General features: G+C 43.9%; 12 protein-coding genes. 7 read left to right on the forward strand and 5 right to left on the reverse strand.

Annotated features, from left to right (window positions below):
• Window positions 1-6: 6 nt before the first annotated feature.
• Genes coaE through nusB form a run of 4 tightly spaced genes read right to left on the reverse strand, consistent with a single transcriptional unit; the run spans window position 7 to window position 3036 of the window.
• Window positions 7-579 (reverse strand): dephospho-CoA kinase, encoded by a 573-nt coding sequence (gene coaE, locus JCM15124_RS10310; RefSeq protein ID WP_024999363.1) that lies wholly within the window; start codon window positions 577-579, stop codon window positions 7-9.
• The gene (locus tag JCM15124_RS10315) at window positions 576-1583 is read right to left on the reverse strand and encodes a CdaR family protein (RefSeq protein WP_024999364.1); all 1008 of its coding nucleotides are present in this window, start codon (window positions 1581-1583) and stop codon (window positions 576-578) included. Before JCM15124_RS10315 ends, coaE begins: the two co-directional genes overlap by 4 nt.
• A gap of 33 nt (window positions 1584-1616) precedes the next feature.
• Window positions 1617-1949 (reverse strand): preprotein translocase subunit YajC, encoded by a 333-nt coding sequence (yajC, locus tag JCM15124_RS10320; RefSeq protein ID WP_024999365.1) that lies wholly within the window; start codon window positions 1947-1949, stop codon window positions 1617-1619.
• Window positions 1950-1965: 16 nt separating this feature from the next.
• Window positions 1966-3036, reverse strand: coding sequence for a transcription antitermination factor NusB (nusB, locus tag JCM15124_RS10325; RefSeq protein ID WP_024999366.1), 1071 nt, complete (start codon window positions 3034-3036; stop codon window positions 1966-1968).
• A 373-nt stretch (window positions 3037-3409) separates the two neighbouring features.
• On the opposite strand from nusB, the gene JCM15124_RS10330 reads away from it, so the two are divergent.
• The 7 genes from JCM15124_RS10330 to JCM15124_RS10360 all read left to right on the forward strand — a co-directional run bounded on the left by JCM15124_RS10330 (window position 3410) and on the right by JCM15124_RS10360 (window position 8692).
• Complete coding sequence (locus tag JCM15124_RS10330) at window positions 3410-4027, forward strand: 50S ribosomal protein L25/general stress protein Ctc (protein WP_024999367.1); 618 nt, start codon at window positions 3410-3412, stop codon at window positions 4025-4027.
• Window positions 4028-4115: 88 nt separating this feature from the next.
• Window positions 4116-4688, forward strand: coding sequence for an aminoacyl-tRNA hydrolase (pth, locus tag JCM15124_RS10335; protein WP_024999368.1), 573 nt, complete (start codon window positions 4116-4118; stop codon window positions 4686-4688).
• Window positions 4688-5104: an RNA-binding S4 domain-containing protein gene (locus JCM15124_RS10340; protein WP_024999369.1), complete on the forward strand. Its 417-nt coding sequence runs from the start codon at window positions 4688-4690 to the stop codon at window positions 5102-5104. The genes pth and JCM15124_RS10340 overlap by 1 nt, the downstream gene beginning before the upstream one ends.
• 85 nt (window positions 5105-5189) lie before the next feature.
• On the forward strand, window positions 5190-5771 hold the full coding sequence (gene purN / locus JCM15124_RS10345) for a phosphoribosylglycinamide formyltransferase (protein ID WP_024999370.1): 582 nt from the start codon (window positions 5190-5192) through the stop codon (window positions 5769-5771).
• 21 nt (window positions 5772-5792) lie between these two features.
• Window positions 5793-6095, forward strand: coding sequence for a hypothetical protein (locus JCM15124_RS14135; RefSeq protein ID WP_232220164.1), 303 nt, complete (start codon window positions 5793-5795; stop codon window positions 6093-6095).
• 79 nt (window positions 6096-6174) lie between these two features.
• Window positions 6175-7491, forward strand: a complete 1317-nt coding sequence (dacB, locus tag JCM15124_RS10355) for a D-alanyl-D-alanine carboxypeptidase/D-alanyl-D-alanine endopeptidase (RefSeq protein WP_024999371.1) — start codon at window positions 6175-6177, stop codon at window positions 7489-7491.
• A 28-nt stretch (window positions 7492-7519) separates the two neighbouring features.
• Complete coding sequence (locus JCM15124_RS10360; protein ID WP_024999372.1) at window positions 7520-8692, forward strand: mechanosensitive ion channel family protein; 1173 nt, start codon at window positions 7520-7522, stop codon at window positions 8690-8692.
• 381 nt (window positions 8693-9073) lie between these two features.
• On the opposite strand, the gene JCM15124_RS10365 is transcribed toward JCM15124_RS10360, so the two are convergent.
• Window positions 9074-9762, reverse strand: a 689-nt coding sequence (locus JCM15124_RS10365) for a DUF4595 domain-containing protein (protein ID WP_024999373.1), incomplete at its 5' end; no start/stop codon positions are given.

Raw genomic sequence — 9762 nt, forward strand, 5'->3', positions numbered from 1 at the left:
AATATATTATTTATTCGTTTTTGATATTTCTTCTATAATTTCTTGTATCTGTGCATCTACATCGCACTTTCCATCGTTTACTATTTCATAGTGGCTGCGTTTCAACACTTCGCTCTGCGGCATCTGGCGGTCTATCCATTCTTGCGCTTTTGCAGGCGTTATGTGGTCGCGCCGAACAATGCGTTGCACCCTTGTAGCAATCGGTGCAGTTACACAAACCACCTTATCGATATGCACACGGTCGATAAAACCGCTGTCGAAGAGTATGGCAGACTCTATGTAGTCGCAGCCCGAACGTTCGAAATCGGCAGCCACAGCGGGGTGGACAATATCGTTGATGGCTTGCGCATTATGCTTACTCTGCAAAAGAAAGGCTGCCAAGACTGCCTTTTGCAGTTTTCCGTCGGCAAAAACCTCCGTTCCTACCAAATCGGAAAGTTGCTTTTGAATGTCGGACGAAGTTCGCATCAGGCGTTTTGCAGCCTCATCGCAGTCGTAAACCGCAATTCCGAATTTGCGCAATCGCTCACAAACGAACGATTTTCCGCTACCGATACCGCCCGTTATTGCAACTTTCATTTCTGTTCGATAAGATAATCTACTGCATTTACAACAGGACGAGCGTTGCGAATACCATTTGGCGCAGCCTGAAGGTACACGTGGCACTTCTCCGCCTTGTGGTCGGCGACCTCATTATAGTCAGCAACGAGCTTGAAACCGACAGGTTGCAATTCTCTTGTTTCAATGTTTTTAGGCATCGAGCGTAGGCGATGCGCCCCCACGGCAAACTTAACTTTCACTTTTCCGGGGAAGATACGCATGGTCTTGTCGGCAGGAACGTTGATGGCATGGATAGGCACTTCCACATATTCTTCGGTAAGAATGTCGGGAACGAGCTGCACTTTCACTTTGTAGGGCAACGACTTTGCATTCTTGATTTTTGCTATCCGAACTTGCTGCACCTTCGGTTCGGTGAAATTCAACACTTCCATTCGTTCGGTAAGAACATACTGAATGCTGTCCAATATTTTTCTCGACGCATATACTGTTACGCTGTCGGGGGCGAATTGAGCATGCGAAAGGTAATAGCCTTCGCCGGGAACGACCATTCCCTGTAAACGAACGGGCACCTTTTTGTGCATGCCGTGGTTGTAAGTATAGGTAAGGTTGTTGGCTTTTATGCTTACAATTTTCGTGCTTGAATACATTTGCTGCGAAAGCATTTTCTGTATATCGGTAAGCGAAATCTCGCCCGAATTGTTTGAACGGTTACAAGTTTCAAAATCAAAGAACAGCGGACGGAAGGCATCGTCGAAGATATAGCTGCCTATAACATAACCTTTGTCGCGCACAACGACCTTTACAACGGAATCGACTTCGTCTGTTAAAATCACATTTTTCGGTATTCCTGCCAAACGCAAGTCTACCGTAAACTCTTCTTCGTAGTAGTCGTCAAGAACATTCGTAAGCCAAAAGAGTCCGCTTAATAGGAGAAAGAACAAAAAAACCAAAAACTCCTTGTTGATTAGTTTCGACAAGAAGTTTCTGGCTATGTCTATTATATGTAGTCCCCTACCTACCATCTATGAAATTTATTTCTGCACTTTTGCAAATCATTACTTGTTTTGGCTCATACGCATAGCCTCAGCATCGGCAAACACGTAACCCTTATCGACAGTGATAACTACACCGCGTGCAATTTCAACTTCAATCTTGTTTGAAGCCATGTCGATACGTTTTACCGTACCAAAGATACCACCACCCGTAACAACAGAGTCGCCTTCTTTAAGCGCATTCTGAAAAGCACGAATTTGTTTCTGCTTCTTTTGTTGTGGACGAATCATAAAAAGCCACATGATTGCAAAGACAGCAACCATCATAATAATCATCGGCAACGCGCCACCTGATTGTCCTGCAGCTTGTGCAGCAAGTAAAATAGCTGTATTCATTTCTTATTTTGTTTGTTTAAAATTCCTCGTTCGTATTTCTTTCAAGCCTGTCCTGCTGTACGTTTCCTTCAGGATAATCGTTTTGCAAGTTGGCTTCGTTTCTCGAATAGTTGTTGTTTCTATTCAATCGCTCGTTGCCATTGCGTGGTTGTCTGCGCTCCGGCATTTGCTTCAACATCTTGCCTGTATCAATAAGATAACGTGCAATGGAATCGAGCATACCGTTGATGTAACCGCCACTTCGTGGAGTACTGTAAAGTTTTGCAAGCTCTACATACTCGTTTATCGAAACGGTAACAGGTATGTTGGGGAAAGTAAGCATCTCGGCAATGGCGATTTGCATAATGACAACGTCCATATAAGCCAAGCGAGAGAAGTCCCAGTTTCTGCTTGTTTCGCTCATATAACGCTGGTAAGTATCAGCGTTCAATATGGTAGAGCGGAAGAGTTTCAGTGCAAAGTCGCGGTCTTCTTCGTCTTTAAACTCGGGCAACAGCTCTTGATTTGCTTTGTTCACAGGGTCGAAACGCTTGATGGTTTTAATTACAAACGTATCGACGATTTCCTTATCATCGTTCCAATACAGACTCTTTTCTTCAAGAATAGCATCTAAATCTTCATTCTCTTGGATAAGTGTACGATAGATTTTTCGCCATATTTCGCGGTCAGCATCGTAAGAATCGTCATCGCTTGCCATATATTCTTGGTAAATGACGCTCTGTTCTATTTGGTCGCAGAGTTTTCTTACGGCTTCCATATTATCTTCCCAACGATACTGTTGTCCTTCAAGGAATAAGTTCAGCTGCTTGTTTTCTTCGAGTTGTACAGCGAACTTATTGTAGACAAAGCGTTCGGAAGGCACATCGGTACCTTCTCGTTTCGCTCTGTTTGTCAATACTTCTACGCGGCGTCGCTCCTCCTGCGTGATTGAAACAATGAGAGATAGAAGGTAGTTGTAAAGTCCATACGCTTTCGATAAACTGAAAAGAAGTTCTTTCTCAGCCTTATCAATATTATGATTTCCGTTCTGATAGTAAGCGTAGGTTAACTGAACGACCTTTATTCTTATTAAATCTCTATTTATCATTGCCAATATAAAAGTTGTGTTTCGTGTAATTCCTATTATGTTTTGCAAATGTAAAAAAAATCCTTCTTTCTTGCAAGAGAATAGCATTATTTTCTTGTTTTTTAACGTGAATTCAGCATAAAAAAGCAGGTTAAACAGGCAATATCGCAGATGTTTTTAAACAAATCCTTTGATGAAGCAGTGTGAAATTCTTATGCCGAACTCGAGTTTTTTATCATTATATTTGTTCATTCCACTAAAAAAACGTAACTTTGCACCGCTTTTTGCAAATTGAGAACGGCAAACGGAGCAGGCGACAAACCTACCGTAAGTGCAGTATCAGTGTGTGATGGCGAATTAAATGATTAATTAATTTAGAGTAACACAAACAAAAATGAAACAAATTCAGATTTCAGGTAAGAAGCGTGAGAACACCGGAAAGAAAGCCTCTAAGGAACTCCGCAAAGCAGGAATGGTTCCCTGTAACCTCTACGGCGAAGCTAAAGCTGACGGAAAGCCGGTAGCTTTCTCTTTCGTAGCTCCAATGTCAGAGCTTCGCAAGCTGGTTTACACTCCACACATCTATCTTGTTGAGTTGAATATCGATGGTGTAAATCACGCAGCAATTATGAAGGAAATTCAGTTCCACCCAACAACTGACGCCGTTCTTCATATAGATTTCTACGAAGTAAACGAAAGCAAGCCTATCGTAATGGGCGTTCCTATTAAGCACGTAGGTCTTGCACAGGGTGTTCGCGATGGTGGTCGTATGAACAAATCAATCCGTAAGATTAACGTTAGAGCACCTTACGCTCAGATTCCGGAAACTCTTGAGATCGATGTTACTAAGCTCCGCATTGGCAAGAGCATCAAGGTTGGCGATTTGAACTTCGAAGGTCTTGAGTTCATAACATCGAAAGACGTTGTCGTTTGCTCTATCAAGAATACTCGTAACGCTGTTGCTTCTGCTGAAAGCAGCGAAGAAGAAGACGAGAATAGCGCAGCCGAATAAGGTTGCAGAAATCTGAACGACTAACAAAGAAACTATCCGAAACAGATAAGAACTATCTGCACAAACGGATAAAAACCAACAAATAATATTGGACAAATATCTAATATGTGGCTTGGGAAACCCTGGGCGTGAGTACGAGGGGACTCGCCACAACACAGGATTTATGGTATTGGACGCCTTTGCTAAGGCGTCCAATATTGTTTTTGAGGATAAACGGTATGGCTTTGTAGCAGAAACAACTCTGAAAGGGCGGAAGATAATATTGCTGAAACCCACTACGTTTATGAACTTATCGGGCAATGCCGTGCGCTATTGGCTCAACAACGAGAAGATAGACGAAAGCCGTTTGCTTGTTATTTCCGACGAACTGGCACTGCCGTTAGGTGCTTTTCGCCTGAAGGCAAATGGTTCTAACGGTGGGCATAACGGCTTAGGGCATATCCAACAGCTTATCGGACAGAACTATGCGCGCCTCCGAATGGGCATCGGAAACGAATATCCGAAAGGCGGACAAGTAGATTGGGTGTTGGGAAAATATACTGAAGACGATATGAAAGTTCTGCAACCGAGTATCGACCTCGCTGTAGACATCATTAAAAGTTTCGTTCTTGCCGGTATCAACATCACAATGAACCAATACAATAAGTTAGGAAAGAAATAATGGCAGATATAGCAAGAATAGATAAATGGCTTTGGGCAGCACGCATTTTCAAGACGAGAAGCATTGCTGCAGATGCGTGCAAGAATGGTCGTGTTACGATTAAGGGCATCAACGTAAAGCCTTCGCACACCATAAAAGCGGGCGAAGTGATAAGTGTGAAGAAGCCTCCCATTACCTATTCTTTCGAGGTTTTGCAGACCATAGAGAAGCGTGTAGGCGCAAAATTAGTATCGGAAGTCTACAAAAACGTTACTGATGCCAAACAATATGAGCTTTTGGAAATGAGCAGAATCAGCGGTTTCGTAGACCGTGCACGCGGTACCGGTCGCCCAACAAAGAAAGACCGTCGCCAACTCGATGCCTTTGTAGACCCTGCGCTCTTTGGTTTCGACGACTTCGACGACGAGGAATACTAAGAACAACGGCAGGTTCTGAATCGATTAAAAGAAGGTTTCCTACAAGGATAGCTTTCAGAATGTGCCTTAACACATTATATATAATATGGTGAACATAGCAATTTTTGTATCGGGCAGCGGCAGTAACTGCGAGAATATTATACGTTACTTTCAAACCAACGAGCAAGTAAACACTGCTTTGGTCGTAAGCAATCGTTCCGATGCGTACGCACTTACAAGGGCAGAGAAGCTGAATGTACCTTCGGTTGTATTGCCGAAAGCCGACTTCAACAACGAAGAAAAGGTTTTAAAACTCATGTCTGACCACCGCATCGACTTCATTGTGCTCGCCGGTTTCCTGCTGATGATACCCGATTGGCTCATTGCTGCTTACCGGCACCGCATGATTAATCTCCACCCTGCCCTACTTCCGAAGTTCGGTGGCATCGGTATGTATGGACACCATGTGCACGAAGCCGTGCGCAAAGCCAACGAAACAGAAACCGGAATGACTGTTCATTGGGTAAGCAACGTATGCGACGGTGGCGAAATCATTGCACAATTCCGCACCCCTATCACTGCCGACGATACGCCGGACGATATTGCCGAAAAGGAACATATATTGGAAATGGAGCACTTCCCACAGGTTATCGAAGCGGTGCTGAAGCAAGAAGGGCTTATAAAATAGCAGCCAACACATTTTAAAGTAATGAACAGAACTTTCAATCATCGTGTGATGGTATTAGAATGGTGCGCCATTTTGCTTTTCATAATGGGCACCCTCTACGGCTTTTGGCACAGAAACAATGTGGCATTGGTGGTGCTTGGCACATTGTTTCTAATACTTACGACCATCGCTTTAGACCGTGCGTTGCATACAAGCTACGTCGTAACCGACGGAAAGCTCATCATAAAGCAAGGCAGAATGGCAAAAACAAAATGTATCGGCATTACAGAAATTGCTGAAATACGCGAACTCCCCTTGGCTTTCCGCTCGGCAGCTACGTGCTGATAGAACTTAAAAGCGGAAAGATATTAAGTCTGCAACCCGATAACAGCAAGGCTTTCATTGCTACAATACAGAAGTTATTATGAAATTACGATATTTGCAAATGCTGATGCTTGTGGCGTTGTCAGCCTTTACAGCACAAGCACAAGTATATTTGGATAGTGCCGAAGTGGCACGCATACAGCAAGGAGCACCCCAAAACATTGCCCCTCCCACCGAAGAAGTATCGACCGACAACGACGAAGAGGGCGAAGCAGCTATCCTTCCTTTCCAAAACGACAGTCGTTTATCGTGGCAAGAGAACATTAAAGTACATTTAGACGGTATTCTGCAAACCGATATTGCCACCACAATGCAGATAGGTGTAATGGTCTGGGACTTATCTGAAGACAAGCTAATCTACGGTTTCAACGAACGCACACACCTACGCCCTGCCTCTACAATGAAGTGTATAACGGCAATAACAGCACTCCACCGATTGGGCAGCAACTACAACTATCGCACAAACATCTACTACACAGGCACTATCGATGACTCTACGAAGGTGCTTAATGGCGATATTTATTGCGTCGGCGGTATGGACCCGATGATTTCCAACAGCGATATAACCGCAATAGCACGGACTATTAAAGACTTAGGCATAAACAGAATAAACGGCAGTATCTATGCCGACCTTTCGTTTAAAGATAAAGAAGAATTGGGCAGCGGTTGGTGTTGGGACGACAAAAATCCAAGATTGCTTCCGCTATTGTTGGGTAAAAGCAACAATTTCGCGGGTGCGCTGCATCGCCAACTTCGCGAACAAGGCATCGATACCGACGGAATAACGGGCGAACGCACACTCCCTGCCAATGCAACTCTCATTACAACGTGCACGCACAGCATTGGCGAGGTAATGCAAGACATGATGAAGAAAAGCGATAACCTTTATGCCGAGTCGATGTTCTACCAACTGGCAGCTGCCAATGGGGGCAAATGGAACTCGGCAAAGCAGGCGCGAAACGAGGTGAACGCACTGATACGGCAGCTCGGTCTGTCGCCTTCCAACTACCATATTGCCGATGGTTCCGGCTTATCGCTCTACAATTACGTCAGTGCCGAACTCGAAGTGCAACTGCTTCGTTATGCTTACACCCAATCGGACATATACAACACGCTCTTGCCCACACTGCCGATTGCCGGCGTAGATGGCACGTTAAAAAGACGTATGCGCCACACACCTGCCCAAGGAAACGTGCGTGCAAAGACAGGTACGCTGTTTGGCGTAAGTTCGCTCGCCGGTTATCTCACGGCATCGAACGGGCATCGTCTCTGCTTCGCTGTCATTGTGAACGGCGGTATGAGCCAAGGACCGATGCGAAACCTACAAAACAAAATATGTGTGGCGTTGAGCCAATAGTACAAACACGAAACAAACAAAGAACGATATGGAAATTATTAACACTTTCATCGAGAACTTTCTCCTTTCATTAGGGCTCGAAGGCACTACCGTTGCCATTGTGCGCTACGTATTGATGATTATCGTTGCTTTTCTTCTGGCAGGACTTTCAGGCTACATCAGTCGAAAGTTCATTGTGCCGTTGATAATCAAACTTGTTTCAAAAACAAATATTGAATGGGACGATATACTGTTCGACCGCAGCGTATTATATACGGCATGCAACATCGTTCCTGCCGTTGTAATCTGGGAACTTCTGCCGAAAGTGTTCTTCCAATACCCTTTGGTAGAAGATGTGCTGATGCGCCTGACAGCTATTTATATTGCCATCAATGCCACACGCCTTATCTTACAGATTGTAGACCGACTCCGTTTCCTCGACAAAAGACAAGGTAGTTCGGGCAGCCAATATCTAAAATCATTCCTCGGAGTACTGAAAATCATTGTTATTTTCATTACGGTTATCGTTGTAATAAGCATTCTTTTCAAGAAAAACCCTATGACGCTGATAGCCGGTTTGGGTGCTACATCTGCCATTTTAATGTTGGTTTTCAAAGACACCATAGAGGGATTGGTGGCAGGAATACGCCTCACGAGCAACGAAATGGTGCACGTGGGCGACTGGATAACCGTACTGGGAACACCCGTAGATGGCAATGTGGTAGACATTACGCTTACAACCGTGAAAGTCCGACAGTTCGACAACACTTTCACAACCGTGTCGCCACTTACGTTAGTAAACGGTTCGTTCAAGAACTGGAAGGGCATGCAAGACAGCGGAATGCGCCAAGTGAGCAAGAAAATATATTTCGATGTGCGCAGTATCCGACTCCTTAACGATGAAACAAGGCAAAACCTGACAAGCAAAAACATGGTTTCACCCAAAGAAATGGAGGGCGAAGTGGTAAACATCGGACTTTTCCGGCACTACATCGAAACCTATTTGAAGAAGCGCAACGATGTAAACAAGTCGGCAACATTAATGGTTCGCCAGTTGGAAGCCACGCAAAACGGTCTGCCGATAGAGCTGTACTTCTTCCTCAGCACCACAGAATGGGTAAACTACGAGCAGAAAACGTCCGACATACTCGAGCACGTTTATGCCTACGCCAACGAGTTCGGGCTACAAGTATATGAGGCTTTTGCCACTGTAAACAAATAAGGCAGCACCGATAAAGCAAACAAACGCGCAAGGACAATGAAGCATTTCTTTCATTGTCCTTGCGTGAGTTCGGCACAAAAAAGCAGATTAAACAAGCTATCTCGCAGATGTTTTCTAAGCAAGTCCCCCGATGAAACAGTGAGAGATTTTCTGTTTAACTTTGTAATAATAATTCTCTTAAAAAGCGACAACTGCGTTTTGGCATTGCGAAAGCGTAGGTTTCGCAATGCAAAACCTACGCTTTTACCGTGCAAAACAGTCGCTTTTGGAACGCAAAACAATAGGTTTTGTAATGCGCTGATGGTTAAATCGTTAAGCGACAGTTTTACTTATAAGAAATGTTTACATCTTTATTGTCTTCTTTTCATTCATTGAGTACCTTTACCAAACAATGGTTGCAGAGCCTTCTCCGTCTTCGTTTTTAAGAGCAGCCTTAATTGGGAATCCGTCTTTGTTGAGTGTCCACTCGAAACTTGTCCTTTCGTTGTCGATGTTCAAATTGTATATGGGCAGATGCTTGGTAGCCTTTCCCAGCATTCCGGCATAGTAAGCATTACTCAGTTTGTCTATTTCTATGCCCAAAGCTACTTCAAACATCATTAAGCAACCTTTGTTTTCAATAGGCGAAGTTACCTTTTTAGAAGTATAGAAAATCCGGTAATGGTCTGTTTCCTTACCTTCCTTTTCCGATACGGTTGATGATTCTACAGCATTGCCGTCATTGTAAACAATGGTAAATGTCGTCTTGTATCCACCTTTCGACTGCACTGCTTTAGCGAGTTGGTTATCAGAATTGTATTCAAAATCCCATGCTTCGATCTTAGGAGCCTCGTCCTTTTCGTATGTTATTCCGTCGCAGTGCTTGGCAAATCCGTCCTTATTCAGAAACAGATTATACACAGATCTCTCGTCTTCATCGGTTACAGTCATCACCACATTGGGTTCATCGGTAGTGCCCAAGATATTATTTTTGTATTCAAATACTATTTTTCCCTTTTCGTTCTTATCTTCAAAGGCAGAGATTCGCCCTTTGGAATCGTATATAATAGTAAAATTGTCCATTTCTTTAC

Source organism: Prevotella falsenii DSM 22864 = JCM 15124, from assembly GCF_000613945.1.
Taxonomy (GTDB): Bacteria; Bacteroidota; Bacteroidia; order Bacteroidales; family Bacteroidaceae; genus Prevotella; species Prevotella falsenii.